Annotated in this window: 13 protein-coding genes; 5 read left to right on the top strand and 8 right to left on the bottom strand. The window is 68.6% G+C overall.

Going from position 1 to position 13,769, the window contains the following annotated elements; all coding sequences use genetic code 11:
* Positions 1 to 674 (top strand): hypothetical protein (locus VNE62_06985; protein ID HVE92028.1); only part of this gene is annotated, 674 nt, incomplete at its 5' end.
* A 64-nt stretch (positions 675 to 738) separates the two neighbouring features.
* Complete coding sequence (locus tag VNE62_06990) at positions 739 to 1,938, top strand: fibronectin type III domain-containing protein (protein HVE92029.1); 1,200 nt, start codon at positions 739 to 741, stop codon at positions 1,936 to 1,938.
* 13 nt (positions 1,939 to 1,951) lie between these two features.
* Here the strand turns inward: VNE62_06990 and VNE62_06995 are convergent, their stop codons facing one another.
* The 5 genes from VNE62_06995 to VNE62_07015 all read right to left on the bottom strand — a co-directional run bounded on the left by VNE62_06995 (position 1,952) and on the right by VNE62_07015 (position 7,236).
* A complete protein-coding gene (locus VNE62_06995) occupies positions 1,952 to 2,143 on the bottom strand; it encodes a hypothetical protein (protein HVE92030.1) in 192 nt (63 codons plus the stop codon).
* Positions 2,140 to 3,237, bottom strand: a complete 1,098-nt coding sequence (locus tag VNE62_07000) for a hypothetical protein (GenBank protein HVE92031.1) — start codon at positions 3,235 to 3,237, stop codon at positions 2,140 to 2,142. The genes VNE62_06995 and VNE62_07000 overlap by 4 nt, the downstream gene beginning before the upstream one ends.
* Before the next feature lie 27 nt (positions 3,238 to 3,264).
* A complete protein-coding gene (locus VNE62_07005) occupies positions 3,265 to 4,050 on the bottom strand; it encodes a hypothetical protein (GenBank protein ID HVE92032.1) in 786 nt (261 codons plus the stop codon).
* 114 nt (positions 4,051 to 4,164) lie between these two features.
* Positions 4,165 to 6,366 carry a hypothetical protein gene (locus tag VNE62_07010; GenBank protein ID HVE92033.1) on the bottom strand — a complete coding sequence of 734 codons (2,202 nt, stop codon included), beginning with the start codon at positions 6,364 to 6,366 and terminating at the stop codon, positions 4,165 to 4,167.
* An 87-nt stretch (positions 6,367 to 6,453) separates the two neighbouring features.
* Positions 6,454 to 7,236 (bottom strand): SDR family oxidoreductase, encoded by a 783-nt coding sequence (locus VNE62_07015; GenBank protein HVE92034.1) that lies wholly within the window; start codon positions 7,234 to 7,236, stop codon positions 6,454 to 6,456.
* 185 nt (positions 7,237 to 7,421) lie between these two features.
* On the opposite strand from VNE62_07015, the gene VNE62_07020 reads away from it, so the two are divergent.
* From VNE62_07020 to VNE62_07030, 3 genes are all read left to right on the top strand, one after another.
* Entirely contained in the window at positions 7,422 to 8,378 is a 957-nt protein-coding gene (locus VNE62_07020) for a GGDEF domain-containing protein (GenBank protein ID HVE92035.1), read from the top strand.
* A 67-nt stretch (positions 8,379 to 8,445) separates the two neighbouring features.
* Positions 8,446 to 11,421, top strand: a complete 2,976-nt coding sequence (pruA, locus tag VNE62_07025) for an L-glutamate gamma-semialdehyde dehydrogenase (GenBank protein HVE92036.1) — start codon at positions 8,446 to 8,448, stop codon at positions 11,419 to 11,421.
* A 175-nt stretch (positions 11,422 to 11,596) separates the two neighbouring features.
* Positions 11,597 to 11,986: an HIT family protein gene (locus tag VNE62_07030; GenBank protein ID HVE92037.1), complete on the top strand. Its 390-nt coding sequence runs from the start codon at positions 11,597 to 11,599 to the stop codon at positions 11,984 to 11,986.
* On the opposite strand, the gene VNE62_07035 is transcribed toward VNE62_07030, so the two are convergent.
* From VNE62_07035 to VNE62_07045, 3 genes are all read right to left on the bottom strand, one after another.
* Positions 11,983 to 12,276, bottom strand: a complete 294-nt coding sequence (locus tag VNE62_07035; protein HVE92038.1) for an OsmC family protein — start codon at positions 12,274 to 12,276, stop codon at positions 11,983 to 11,985. The two genes, VNE62_07030 and VNE62_07035, sit on opposite strands and share 4 nt — an antisense overlap.
* Before the next feature lie 81 nt (positions 12,277 to 12,357).
* Positions 12,358 to 13,152: a methyltransferase domain-containing protein gene (locus VNE62_07040; GenBank protein ID HVE92039.1), complete on the bottom strand. Its 795-nt coding sequence runs from the start codon at positions 13,150 to 13,152 to the stop codon at positions 12,358 to 12,360.
* A 71-nt stretch (positions 13,153 to 13,223) separates the two neighbouring features.
* Entirely contained in the window at positions 13,224 to 13,691 is a 468-nt protein-coding gene (locus VNE62_07045) for a hypothetical protein (protein ID HVE92040.1), read from the bottom strand.
* Positions 13,692 to 13,769: the final 78 nt, after the last annotated feature.

Below are 13,769 nucleotides of genomic sequence, written 5' to 3' on the forward strand. Positions count from 1 at the left end.
CACTGCGCGCGGAGGGGGCCGAGCAGCTGCTCTCCGCCTTTCCCAAAGCGGGCGTCTTGGGCTGGATGAGCCCCTGGCACGGGGGACTGTCGCCGGTGCTGACGGCGGGTGGCGGCTTTCCCGGAGTCCTTCACACACAGCGCTTTGAGGGCCGGCCCTCGCGGTCCGTCGACGACCGGGGGCTGGAGTGGACAGGGGTGCGCGTGTCATGCACGCCCGAGCACGAGAAGCTGCGCGGGCTCAGGCTGGAGGTCGACTACCTGACCCTCGGCGGCAGTCCGGTGCTCAAGGTCTCGGTGCGGGTAACCAACCTGGAGTCGGTCGTGCGCCGGGTATCGACCGGTCTGATGGCCTACGTCCAGCCCGGCGGGAGCCGCGAGAAGACGATCGTCTCCAGCGAGCACGGCAGCCACAAGACGACGCCACGGAATTCCCAGCGACACGCCGGCCGCTGGGGAATCGCCACAAACCCCGCCTCCGGGACGTCCATCGTCCTCAGCTCCCCAAGTCCCGACGTCGGGCTGTTCCAGGCCGGCCCGGACGGCAACCACCTCATGCTGTTCGCCTACCCGCACGTGCCGCCGGAGTCGTCCTACGAGGTGACCGGCTTCATCGCACTGACGGGGACACCCGAGACGGCAAAGGGATGGACGGCGCTGTCTGGGCTTGCCTGAGAAGGAATCACGGCTCCCGCCGCGAACTTAGGACCGACCCCAGCCCCCCAGACCGAGGAGTCCCGTGACCAGGTTCAGGCCGTCCGTCGTCGCAGTCGTCGCAGCAGTCGCCATCCTGGCCTCCGGACTTCCCGCGGGAGCCGAGGGCGGATTCACCAGGGTCGTCGGGTTCGCGACCAAGACCGGCTACCGCGGCGTCGTGGCCTGGGAGGCCGACCGGGTCGTGTCCGGACAGGTCCACTACGGAACCTCGCCGACCTCTCTGGACCGGACCGCCTCGCCCGTCCCGGGAGCCCCGGACCGCGCCCAGGTCTCCATCTTCGACGGACTGCAGACCGGCACGACCTACTGGTATCAGGTCGAGGACCGCATCACCGGCGAGCGCTCCGAGATGGGCAGCTTCACCGCCGCCAACGCCTACACCGACTACGACGCCGCCGACACGACCTACACAATCGATCTGGTCGTCACTCTCGACAGCGAGGCCCTGCCCAACGACGTGCCCAAGGACCAGAGCCTGCAGCAGATCGCGGCGGCCATGAACGTGATGGCCGAGCGCACCTACGACGCGCTGGACGGCTTCGCGCGCATCGGGACCGTCCTGATCACCGACACGAACCTCGACTACGCGGCAAACACTCCGTTCACCGGCTCCCCGGCCTGCCAGGCGACCGGTGGAAGCCTCGGCGACTTTCTGTTCCAGACGACGCTGCCCATGGACAGCCACACCTTCGGCGGCTTCGCGATCAACTCGGCCTGTACCCAGATCGGGATGGGCCGCCTCGCGCAGTTGGGGCTCGCGTGGCAGAACGATCTCCACGTCGGCTACGTGGCGACCCACGAGCTGATGCACTACGCGTTCAACACGCCGGACCTGTACTCGGTGGCCGGGGGAGACGGCGGGTGCGTCAACTCCGACTGGGACGGCTCGCTGATGCACAACACCGGCGGATGGAGCACGAGCGCCGAAAGGTGGCAGAAGACGGAGCTGGAGCGCAACTCCACGCTGACCCCCTGCAACATGGGACGGTCGACGCACTCCTGGACGAGGCTGCGCGCGCGGTACACCAACGTGCCGGCGCGTCCGGACGGTCCCGTGGAGCACATCATCGACACCGAGGCGCGCGGCAACGAGGACGGCGGAGCGCTGGAGATCTTCGTCCTGGACCGGGAGCCGGGGATGTCCACGCTGACGAAACTCGACGCCTCGGCTCTGGACGCATCGCCGCCCAACCCGCCGACGATCACGGCGCCCCCGCTCTAGCCGCCCGCGGGGGTCAGGCCTCCCAGTACTCCTCCGGGAGCTTGCCCTCGATCGCCCGGATGTTGCGCCGGACGCAGTCCGAGCACACGTACTGTACCCGCCGGTCCTCCGTGAGGATCGACCAACCGGACGGCAGCCCGCCCACGGCAGCCTCGCCGGACATTCCGCAGCGGGCGCAGGTAACGCGCGTGGGCTCGTCCGTCATCCCCGGTTCCTGCCGGGCGGCCTCGGCCGTGCCAGCCGCGGACGTCGATATTCGCTCGCCCGGTCGCTGGACCATGGAGCAGACGGAGCCATGGTCAGCGCAGCGAGAGCCAGGAGCGGCGCGTCGTAGTTGACGCGCCAGCCGGAGAAGTCGCGCCAGGCCTGCTCCCGGTCCTGCTTGAGCGGGACCCCCGCGGCCCAGAGCGCATCCCACGCCTCATCGAATTCCTGACGGGAGATGGAGATCGGATCCGTGGGCTTGGGGTCGTGCGGGTAGTGGATGCCGAAAAAGTCGCAGACGGACCTCAGGGCGATGTACCCGGCCCGGATGCACAGGTGCGCGCGCGGCATGATCGGCCGGTCCAGTACCGCCGACGCCAGGGAGGCCGAGTCCAGGATCGTCCCCGCCGCCACCACCCAGTGGTGACTGGGCTGCGGTGAGCGGAAGAACGGAAGAGACGCAAGCGACGTGTGGGTCTCGGTGAGATCGACGAACCAGTTCTCCCACTCCGGCCACAGCTCGTCGTAGTCCTCGACCCACCGGATCCAGTGCAACCGAAGGATCATTCCCACCGCCGTAGGGGGGTCGCCCGCGCGGACCTCCAGCTTGGCCACCATCTGCTCGCGCCTCGAGAAGGCGGCATAGATGCTGGGCAGATACGTGATCAGCAGAGCCAGAAGGGCTATGCCGAGCCCGGCCGCGGTGAACGAAAGCAGGTGGGAGGCAAAGCCCGGCGGACGAGCGAACCCGAGCGTGAAAAGGGAGCTGCCGCTGTAGTCGATGGCGTCACGGATGGTGCGGGCGCCGAGCCCCCAGAACATCGCCGCGTAGCCGGCCCCCACCAGGATCAGCCAGACCGACGGCAGGAGAAGCAGGGTCAGGGGAGCGTAGAGCGCCATCAGACGATCCTTCGAGGCGAACTCCCTGAAGCGGCCGATGACGAGTCCGAATACCCACCGCGACGAGACGAACACGATCCTGGTCAGCGACACGGGAGCGGCTCGGGGAAGCACGAAGGTTCGCACGGCCGAGAGCACGGTCCAGCCCACGAGGGCGAACCCCGCGAGAAAAGCGGCGACCCTGAAGCCGATCAAGGTTGCATCGCCTTCAGGAGGCTGGTGTCAGGTGGGCGGCGGAGGGGGCGGCAGAGGACCCCGCTCGGACCTGCTCTCTGCCCTGGGACCGGATTGCACGTTCGCTGTGTTGTGCACGGACACGTCGCCCGAACGCGCCTCGGCGTCCTTGGATTTGTTCAGCGCTGTCGTGGAGCCGCTCCCCGCCCTGGCCGTCACCTGCGACCCAGCCAAAGCGTCTCCGCTTCTCCCAGCAATTCGCTGTGCGGACCGGGCAGAGTTGTCACCGTCGTGCCGGATCCTCGCCTTTGCGTCGCCGCCGGTAGCAACAGCTCTGGCCACCGGACCCGCACGGACCACCACCGCGTTGCTCCCCTTTACGGTTCCCGAACGGGCGGTGGAATCCTCAGCCACATTGACGACATGCGCGTCCCCACCCCCGGAGATCCCATTGACCTGTGACCCTGCCACAGCGTCTCCGGAACGGAGATGGATCGCCTGCGTCGAGTCCACCTCGTTGTCGCCCTCGTGGATGATCTCGGCCAGCGCGTGACCGAAAAGCGCCGAAGCGGAGGCCTCCGGGCCGGCGAAAAGGTCAGCGAAGTTGGTGCCGTTCAGGTCCCCGGAGCGCGCATCGGCGTCCGTGGACAGGTTCAGAGCGAACATTGAACCGCCACCGAGAACCGAGTTGACCTGCGAGCCCGAAATGGCCGCGCCCGACTCGAGGTCTGACGACTGCTCGGAGTCGACGGAGTTGTCCCCTACGTGCTCGATCCGGGACTCCGCATCGCAGGCGGCCGAAAAGACCGCCAACAGGAGCAAGAGGGCACCCATCCGAAAGTTCCGTCTGCTGCCCAGGAAAGAGACCATGGACCCCCCTGACCCGATCCGACTGCTGCGATGTTACTCGGCTTCAGCAGCTCCGGCTCCCGAATCCTGCCGCCCCGCTCAGGGAATTGGCACGGGGCGCGGAAGCGGCGTCTGACAGGCATAGCGCCTCAGGTAGGCGTGCAGGTCCTGGGCCGCCTGCTGGGCGACATACGACGTGATGCCCTGGGCCCCGTCCATGCCGCGGCCGTAGTCGCCGTGGTTCCAGCGCCGGTCGTCGCCCCGGACCCCGCTCGACGTGACGGTATTGCTGTAGGAGTCGGCGCCGGCTCCGTCCACCAGGTACCCGACTCCGCAGTCGAAAAGCGCGAGGGTCCCGGCGAGCACGGGCGGCTCCGGCCCTCCGAAGGCCTGGCCACGCGACTCTGCGAAGGTCAGCTGGTAGGAGTCGTCCCCCGAACCGTCCAGAAGGGCTCCGTACCCACCCAGCCCGGCACCCTCGCCGACCTCGGCGACGTAGCGGTCATTGCCGGCAGAGTCCTCGAGCACTCCGACGCCGCCCGCGAACGAGCACCCGGCGCTGCAGGCCCACTGGGCCAGATGCAGGGTCTTGTCCACCGAGGCGCTGTAGGAGTCGTTACCCCCGGCGTCGGAAAGGACGCCGATGCCCCCGCTGTACCCCTCACCGTGGGAGCCCAGGAACTGGTCGATCCACGGCCCTACGCGCTGGACGGACGAATACGTCGTGTTGCCCGGACCTGCCGCCAGAACCGACTCCCCGAGAACAGCGATCCCGTGGGACCATTCACCGGCCTCAAAGGTGTCGCGACCCCCCGAATCGACAAGGGCGGACGCCCCGAGCAGGGCCATCGCCTGGAAGCTGGTGGCGACTTGGTAGACGTCGTCGCCGCCTCCGTCCACCTGCATGCCCTGGCCGCCGAAGGCCGTGCCATGACACCCCGTGGATGGGCGGGTGTGGTCGACCGGCAGGATGACGGCCGCCGTGTCAACTGTCCCCGTGCATATGTAGCGGTCGTTGCCTCCGGCGTCGGCCAGAGTGCCTCCGGCTCCGCCGTCGAAGCCGGTCCCCTGGCTGAACACAAAGGACGTGTAGATGTCGCTTCCGCGTCCCCCCGACAGGATTCCCACACCGCCCGCCTGGCTGAACCCCTGCGTGCCGAAGTTGCCCGCGAAGGAGTTGGCTCCGCCCTCGTCCAGCAGCAGGCCGACGCCCGCGATGAATCCCGCTCCCTGCGCAAGGTCGCGGGCGGCGTACGTGTCGTCTCCGTCGCCGGCATCGCTCAGGATTCCAAGCCCGGCAAGCGAACCGAAGCCCTGCGCCTCGTCGCCCGATGTATAGGTGTCGCGTCCCGACACGTCCAGGACCAGGCGGGTCTGGGTCGCCTTGGTGATCAGGGCCGGGTCGGGGGGGCCGACACTCCCGGACGCTACCCCCAGCAGGTAATCGACCAGCGGGATCGGATCTCCCGTGGCCGATGCGACGCGTCCGGCGTAGGAGTCGTTGCCGCCCTGGTCGATCAACAAAAAGGCCTGCTCGTCGCTGACGTCGTCGGAGGCCCCCTTCACGACGATGTCTCCGAAGGGAGTGGGGATGGTGGTTGCCGAATCGCTGCCGTGGGCGGTGAGCAGCGCCTCCTTCGCCCGGTCGAGCGCGTCGGCCACCAGCACCGCGCCGTCCAGGAGGCTCTGCGTGTCGATCTTGTCGAGAAGCTCACGCCGGGCGCGGAAGGGGGCGAGGCCGGCCGGCGTGGCCCCGGCGATGAGAGCGGCCGTCGGCCCTTGATCCAGCGGCCGGACCCGCGCGAGGGACTGCTGAATCGCCTCGAGCTCGGACGGGGACAGGGTCGCGAAAGCCCGGAGTCGCAGCGGGAGGCTCGCGGTGGTTGCGCTCAGAACGTCGGCGGCCGCGACCTGCAGGGACGGGGACAGTCGGTTCGCCTCGTCGGTCGCGGTGGGATCGGATGCTGCGCCCGTGGCGGCGGCCGCCTGTCGGAGGGCGGCAGCCAGGTCGGTGGTGCGGGGGGTGGACGGCGGAGCAGGACGAAGTCCCAGCAGTTGCGCCTGGGCCCGCAGCTGGGGCCCCGCAGAGCCCGGGTGTCCGGCAAAAGGCGCGGCCGCGGCCCGGGCGATTTCGCCGGCCTGCAAGGGGGCAGCGGCGATGCGGTCCCCGAACGGGCCCCTGAAGGGGGCCGCGTCGCCATGGGTGAAGCGGCTGGGGGTCGGAGGCCGCGAGGCAGCCTCGACAGGCGGGGCGGCCAGCGCCACCAGAGCCAGCACCAGAATCCTCGCGTATGCCCTCATGCCTGCCCCCCCAGCTCGAACGCCATCTCCATGTTTCTGGGCCGAGCCGGAAAATCCTGCCGCTGCGCCCCCCCCGGGACGGCTGACTCACTGCAGCGTGGCTGATCCTCCGTCCACCACCAGGATCGAACCGGTGACAAAGGCCCCCGCCCGCGACGACAGGTAGATGGCCGCGCCGGCCATGTCGTCCGGGCGCCCGTGGCGGCCTAGCGGGATCGACGACACCACCGAGTCGGTCAACGACTCGTCGGAGAACAGGAACTTCGTCATCTGGCTGGGGAAAAGTCCCGGAGCGATGGCGTTCACCGTGATGTGGTCGGCCACCAGCGCCTTGGCCATGTGGCGGGTGAGCATATGCACCGCGGCCTTGGAGGCCGAGTACGCATAGTTCTCCATCACCGGCACCCGGATGCCGTCGATCGACCCGATGTTCACGACGCGCGCCGGGTCGTCCGGTGTAGCCGCCGCCCTCAGTTGCGGAAGGAGCAGCTGGGTGAGCCTGAAGACGGCCTTGACGTTCAGGTTCCACACCCGGTCGAAGCCGGACATGGGGTACTCCTCGAACGGCGCACCCCAGGCGGCCCCCGCGTTGTTCACGAGGATGTGGACCGCCGGCTCCCGCGACTGCATCTCGGAGGCCAGGTGGGACACCCCTTCCTCGGTGGCCAGGTCCGCCGGGACGGACAAGCACTCCCCCTCCTGGGACAGCTGCCCGGCGACCTCGTCGCACACCTGGGCCTTGCGCGACGAGATGTAGACCTTCACCCCCGACTGGACGAACCCCCGGGCGATCATGAGCCCGATCCCGCGGGAGCCCCCCGTCACGACGGCCGTCTTCCCCCGTAGCGAGAACAGGTCCTGAGCAGCCATTTCGCCTCCCTAGCCCGAGTCCGTGACTGCCACGCTACGGCCAATCGGGGCCCGGGGGCCACCGAGGACCTGTGGATAGCCGGTCCCCCCGCCGGGGGACTCAACATCTGATGTCGGTGCGCCGATGAATCAGGAAAGCGATTTCCGACTACGGCCCGCAGTTCACCACACAGGAGGCCAATCCAATGGGCGTGATTCCGGAGGCCGTTGTCCGGGTCCCCCTGACTCCTCCGCCGGATCCCGCCGCGCCGAAGGCTTGGGCTGCGGTCGTCCACAAGATGCGCATCGGAGTCCAGGTGTGGCAGCTGGACGAGGGCCACTTCACGATCCTGTCCCTGAACCCCGCCGGCGAGCTGCTGTTGGGGGTGAGCCCGGAGAACGTTGCGGGGATGCGTGTGGAGGACTGCTTCCCCTGGACGGGCGAGATGGGCGTGACTAGCGTCGCGGCCAGGGTCCTTCGCAGCGACGTGCCGGAGCTGCTGGACGACATCGAGGTCCGGACCCCCCACGGTCCGCTGTGCCTTTCGGTGGAGGTGTTCCCCCTGCCCGACCAGTGCATTGGCGTGGCTTTCGCGGATGTCACCGAGCGGGAGCGCAGGGAGTCCCGGCTCCGAAGGGAGGCCCTGCACGACCCCCTGACTGGCGTGGCCAACCGGCGATTGCTGGCGGAGCGGATCGAGGAGGCCTTCGCCGCTCCGTCCCGTCCCGGCCGTTACGTGGCGATGGTCGTCCTGGACCTGGACGACTTCAAGAGCGTCAACGATCGGCACGGACACTCGGGAGGCGACATCCTCCTGCAGCAGGTGGCTCTGCGACTACTGGACCTGACCCGGTCCACGGACACGGTGGCCCGGCTCGGGGGAGACGAGTTCGCGATCCTGGCTCCGACGGTTGTGGGCCTGCGCGGGGCACGGCGGCTCGCTGCCCGGGTGGGGGAGGCGTTCGACATCCCGTTCGACGTCAACGGCAGGGTGACCCGGGTTTCCGCCAGCATCGGCGTGGCCGCCCGGCTCCCCCAGAGCCCGGCCGTGCCACCGCTCGTGGACGTCGCGGATCGGGCGATGTACGCCCAGAAGCGCCGCCGCGGGGGCCGCTCAGGCCCCACCCCCGCCGACATCGCCGCAGCCAGACAGGGAGCCTGACCCGCCCCATTCGTCTCCCCGTCCGGCCCCGGGTGCCCCATCCCCGATTCGTGTGACCATTGGGGCGATGAGCATCGAGGGCCAGGTCCAGGATCTGGCGCGCAAGATCACACAGGCCGGAGCCTCCGAGCGCACCCGCGTCTTCCACATGAGCTGGTGGAGCGAGCGGATGCTCGACTGGGCCATGGCCAACCCGGCCTTCAAGACGCAGCTGTTCCGCTTTGTGGACGTCTTCCCGGCCTGCCGCGACGACATCGACGTCATGCGCCACCTCGAGGAGTACTTCGAGGGAGTCCAGATGCCGCCCGCCCTCGGCCTCGGCCTCCGAGCCGCTCCTCACCTGCCGATGGGCAAGAAGGTCACCGGAGCAGTCGCCCGCAGCAATATCACGAGGATGGCGCGGCAGTTCATCGCCGGGCAGACACCCGCCGAGGCCCTGCCGCAGCTCGAGCAGCTGTGGCTGGCGGGAGAGGCGGCGACCGTGGACCTGCTCGGCGAGAAAACCGTCACCGACGCCGAGGCGCGGCGCTACGCATCGCGCGTCTACGAGATGATCACGTCGCTGTCGGCCGGGACCGCGTCGTGGCCGGCAAAACCAATCCTGGAGAGCGACCCGTGGGGGCCGGTCCCGCGCGTGAACGTGTCCGTGAAGCCGAGCGCGCTGACCCCGTTCTTCACGCCCCTGTCGGCCGAGGAGGGGTTCGCGCAGGCGCTGGAGCGCCTTCGTCCGACCCTGGAGCACGCCAAGAAGGCCGGTGCGACCGTGCACCTGGACACCGAGCACTACGACATGAAGGACATGACCTTCGAGCTGCTCCAGCGGATCGGAGCCGCCTACCCGGACGGACCGCAGATCGGATGCGTCGTCCAGGCCTACCTCAAGGACTCGCACGCCGACCTGCGCGATCTGATCGCCTGGTCGAAGTCGTCGCTGCGGACTCCGCTTCAGATCCGGCTGGTGAAAGGCGCCTACTGGGACTACGAGACGGTCCACGCGCAGGCTGAGGGCTGGCCGGTCCCGGTGTACGAGCGCAAACCCGAGACCGACGCCAACTACGAGCGCTGCATCACGACGATGGTGGACGCCGCCGGGACGATCCGGCCCGCCTTTGCAAGTCACAACGTGCGCTCGCTGGCGTGCGCCATCGCGTCCGCACGCGACAAGGGCCTGGACGACTCGGCCTTTGAGCTGCAGTTGCTGTACGGGATGGCGGAGCCGATCCACGCCGCCCTGCGCAGCTTCGGCCTCCGCGTCCGCGTCTATGCCCCGGTCGGAGAGCTGGTTCCGGGTATGGCGTATCTCGTCCGGCGTTTGCTGGAGAACACGTCCAACGAGTCGTTCATCCGCCACCGCTTCGCCGAAGGCAAGGACCTGGATGACCTCGTAGCCCCTCCGGACGCCGACCAGGCTGCCCTACCGGAACCGGGCGGCGCCCTGATCCTGGAGCGCGAGACGGATGCGTCCGATCCCGAGCCCTTCGACAACGAGCCGTACGGCGAGTGGCGAAGTCCGGAGCATCGCGACAGCATCGGGTCGGCGGTCGCACGGACCCCCAAGTCGCTGGGGTTCGAGGCGCCGCTGATCATCGGGGGCCGGCGCGTCAGGACCTCCGGCGAGATCGTCTCCGTCGACCCCGCCGACCCGACGGTCGTGGTGTGCCGCAGCGCCCAGGCGACCATCGCCGATGCCGAGCTCGCCGTGGAGATTGCTTTGGGCGCCTTCCCGTCCTGGAGCCGCACCCGCGCCCGGGACCGCGCCCGCGTCCTGTTCCGAGCCGCGTCACTGATGCGCCGGAGGCGATACGAGCTGGCCGCGCTGATGATCCACGAGGCCGGAAAGCCATGGCCGGAGGCCGACGCCGACGTGGCCGAGGCGATCGACTTCTGCGAGTACTACGGCCGCGAGGCGATACGGCTCGGGACGGGCGCTCCGCTGCTGCAGCCCCCGGGCGAGACCAACGCCTACCAGTACAGGGCCCGCGGCGTGGGGGTCGTGATCTCCCCGTGGAACTTCCCCCTGGCCATCCCCGCGGGGATGACGGTGGCCGCTCTGGCCGCGGGCAACTGCGTGATCCTCAAGCCCGCCGAGCAGACGCCGGGACTCGCGCTGCGGCTGGTGGAGATCCTGCTGGAGGCCGGACTCCCCCCCGGCGCCCTCGCCTATCTCCCGGGTTACGGAGAAGAGGTGGGTGCGCACCTGGTGGAGCACGCGCAGATCGGCTTCATCGCGTTCACGGGCTCCAAGTCGGTCGGACTGCAGATCGTGGAGCGGGCGGCGATCCACCGTCCGGGGCAGCGCGCCATCAAGCGTGTGGTGGCGGAGCTCGGGGGAAAGAACGCTGTGATCGTCGACTCCGACGCCGACCTCGACCAGGCGGTGCCCGGCATCATCAGCAGCGCCTTCGCGTACGCCGGACAGAAGTGCTCGGCGGCCTCGCGGATCATCGGCATCGGACGGATGTACGACGAGCTCGCCGACCGCCTCGTCGGTGCGGGCTCCGTCGTCCCGGTGGGACACCCGCGCGAGATGCGAACGGTGGTCGGACCGGTCATAGACGCCGACGCCCACTCGCGCGTAAAGGGCTACCAGGAGCTGGCGGCCAAGGAGGGCGACGTCCTGCTGCAGCGCGAGGACGTCCCGGACAAGGGCTGGTTCATCGGACCCACTCTCGTCGCGGTGGACAACCCCTCATGCCGGATGGTCAACGAGGAGGTCTTCGGACCCGTGGCCGCGCTGATGAAGGCCGACGACTTCGACCATGCTCTGTCCCTGGCTAACGAGTCGGAGTACGCGCTGACGGGTGGCCTGTTCTCGAGGTCCCCGGTGAACATCCGCCGCGCGACCGAGGAGTTCCGCGCCGGCAACCTGTACATCAACCGCGGCATCACGGGAGCCCTCGTCGGACGTCAGCCCTTCGGCGGCTTCGGGATGTCGGGCGTGGGCTCCAAGGCCGGGGGCCCGGACTACCTGCTGCAGTTCGTGGAGCCGCGAGTGGTCACAGAGAACACCGTCCGCCAAGGATTCGCGCCTCTCGACGACTAGCCAGGTTCCGACGACCGGCGCACGCATCGACCAATCGGACAGGCTAGAGAGCATGAGGAGCCCGGACTGGCCGAGACGGCAGATCGACCTCCAGGCTTACGCCCAAGCTGTACGTAGTGCGCCTTGTTTCATCTGCGACATCTCTGCAGGCGGACCGCGTCGGGACCAGCACCACGTGATCTATGAAGACGCAGATCACATTGTGTTCCTCAACCGCTTCCCCACCGTGCCGGGCTACGTCCTCCTCGCCCCGCGCGAGCACCGGATAAACGTGACCGGGGACTTCACGGTGGAGGAGTATCTCGCGACGCAGCGCCTTCTGCACTCGGTGGCGGAGGCGGTCCGCACCGAGCTGGGGGCCGAGCGAGTCTACATCCTGTCGCTGGGCAGCCACCAGGGAAACGCGCACGTCCACTGGCATGTCGCACCGCTGCCTCCCGGGACTCCCTACGACAAGCAGCAGTTCGAGGCGCTGCGGGCCGAGAACGGAATCCTCTGCATCCCCGACCAGGAGATGAAGGAATTTGCTGACCGTCTCCGGCTGCGACTGGCGGGCTGCACCTAGCCTTCGTCAGCAGGTGAGCCAAAGGACGACCAGACGACCTGGGTCGAGACCTCCGGCGCCGATCGAAGCGTCTGCAGGACCACGCAGTACCTCTCCGTCAGGCGAACCAGAGTGGCCACCTCTCCTTCGGACGCGTCCGTCTCCAGGTCAAACAGCAAACGCAGGCTCCTGAGCCCCACCGGAGCCTCCTTGGAGACGCCGAGTGTGCCGCGAAAGTCCAGATCGCCCTCTGCCTCGACCTTCGCGTCACGCAGGTCCACGCCGATCGACGTGGCCCACCCTCCCAGCAACGGTCCATCACTGAATGCGCCTGCTCCGCTGGGGTTGAAGCGGGGGCCGGGCTCCCGCGCCTGGCCCCCGCACGGCTCGGGCTAGGCCCGGACGGCCTTCGTGATGACGTACTCCCGGCCCCAGCGGACCTTCCCGTCCGCCGCCTTGTAGCCCTCGAGGTACGACAGGATCTCGGCGCGGAAGGCGTCCAGCGCCTCCCCCTCGAGAGCCGAGACGGCTCGGACGGTGGGGCCGTAGGTGGTGGAGAACAGCTTCCAGATGTCCTCGGGTGAAGATCCGAACTGAGGGCAGTCGCCTGGCGTGAACGTGATGTCACGGAAGGAGTCCCCGAGCAGCTCGCGCACCTTGTCCGGGTTTCCCCAGTTAAAGGGGCTCGCCAGGCCCGGCGGAGGCGGGAAGTGCTTGTTGGTGATCCGGAACCAGCCGCCCAGGCCCCCCTCGGGGGTCCAGGCCAGGAACACCACACGCCCGCCGGGACGCGTCACCCGCGCCAGTTCGGCCGCAACCGCCGGCTGATCCGGGGCGAACATGTGGCCACACGTGGACAGAACAACATCAAACGACGCGTCGTCGAACGGCAGGTCCTCGGCGTCGCCTTCACGGAACTCGATGTCCCCGAAGCCATGGTCGCTGGCCTTTTGACGCGCGACCTCCAGCAGTTCAGGCGTCAGGTCCGCCCCAGTCACTGCCGCGCCCCGTTCGCGCGCGGCGATGGCCGTAATTCCGGTGCCTGTGGCGACATCCAACACCTTCTCGCCGGGACGGACCTTCGCGACGCGCAGGGTCTGGTCGGTGGAGATCGTCAAACCGTCGGCGATCCGATCGTATTCCCCGAGCGCCCACGTCGCGCGCTGCTTCTGCTTCAACTCAGTCATAGCCATAGAAAGCCTCCTGTCGTTACGGGACAGTGTGATCGACCCGGGTGCGGGGCAGCCAACCGTAGCGGCTAGGTCCCAAGCACCGGACCCGGCCCCCGGATCTGTGCGCCGGCCAATTGCTCGAAGAGCGCAACCATGAGGGCCGCGTCGCGCGACGCCTCGAACGGAACGGAGGCCATCGACTCACGGTCGTACTTCCAGACCGGGCCGGACCTCAGATCTTCAGGCTCGCTGTCATATCGGGGAAAGACGTGCGCGTGCAGCGCCGGGTCGGAGTTCCCGAGGATCTCGTAGTTGATGCGAAAGGCGTCGGTGACTGCCAGCAGGGCGTCTCCCACGCTCACCATGTCCGCGAGAAACTGCCTGCGCGGTTCGTCGTCCAGATCGTTGATGCTCGAAACCACCGGGTCGGCCAGCAGCAGGGTGTATCCCCGCAGGAACTGACTGTCCCCCAGGACGACCCAGCCCGATCGAAGGCGGCCGATCACGGTGGGATTCGAACCCTCGCGCGCGGACAGCACGCGCCGGTGGATCAGCGTCTCGGCGGCCGTTGACTCGCCGTCGGAAGGCGCCACTAGGACGCCTTCTTCTTCTTTGACTTGGCCCCCGTCTTG

Source organism: Actinomycetota bacterium (genome assembly GCA_035536535.1).
GTDB lineage: Bacteria > Actinomycetota > JAICYB01 > JAICYB01 > JAICYB01 > DATLNZ01.

What these genes read in the sequence shown, in the direction of transcription:
- VNE62_06995 (HVE92030.1), bottom strand. Translation starts at nt 2,143, where the DNA reads ATGACGGACGAGCCCACGCGCGTTACCTGCGCCCGCTGCGGAATGTCC.
- VNE62_07005 (HVE92032.1), bottom strand. Translation starts at nt 4,050, where the DNA reads ATGGGTGCCCTCTTGCTCCTGTTGGCGGTCTTTTCGGCCGCCTGCGAT.
- VNE62_07010 (HVE92033.1), bottom strand. Translation starts at nt 6,366, where the DNA reads ATGAGGGCATACGCGAGGATTCTGGTGCTGGCTCTGGTGGCGCTGGCC.
- VNE62_07015 (HVE92034.1), bottom strand. Translation starts at nt 7,236, where the DNA reads ATGGCTGCTCAGGACCTGTTCTCGCTACGGGGGAAGACGGCCGTCGTG.
- VNE62_07020 (HVE92035.1), top strand. Translation starts at nt 7,422, where the DNA reads ATGGGCGTGATTCCGGAGGCCGTTGTCCGGGTCCCCCTGACTCCTCCG.
- pruA (HVE92036.1), top strand. Translation starts at nt 8,446, where the DNA reads ATGAGCATCGAGGGCCAGGTCCAGGATCTGGCGCGCAAGATCACACAG.
- VNE62_07040 (HVE92039.1), bottom strand. Translation starts at nt 13,152, where the DNA reads ATGACTGAGTTGAAGCAGAAGCAGCGCGCGACGTGGGCGCTCGGGGAA.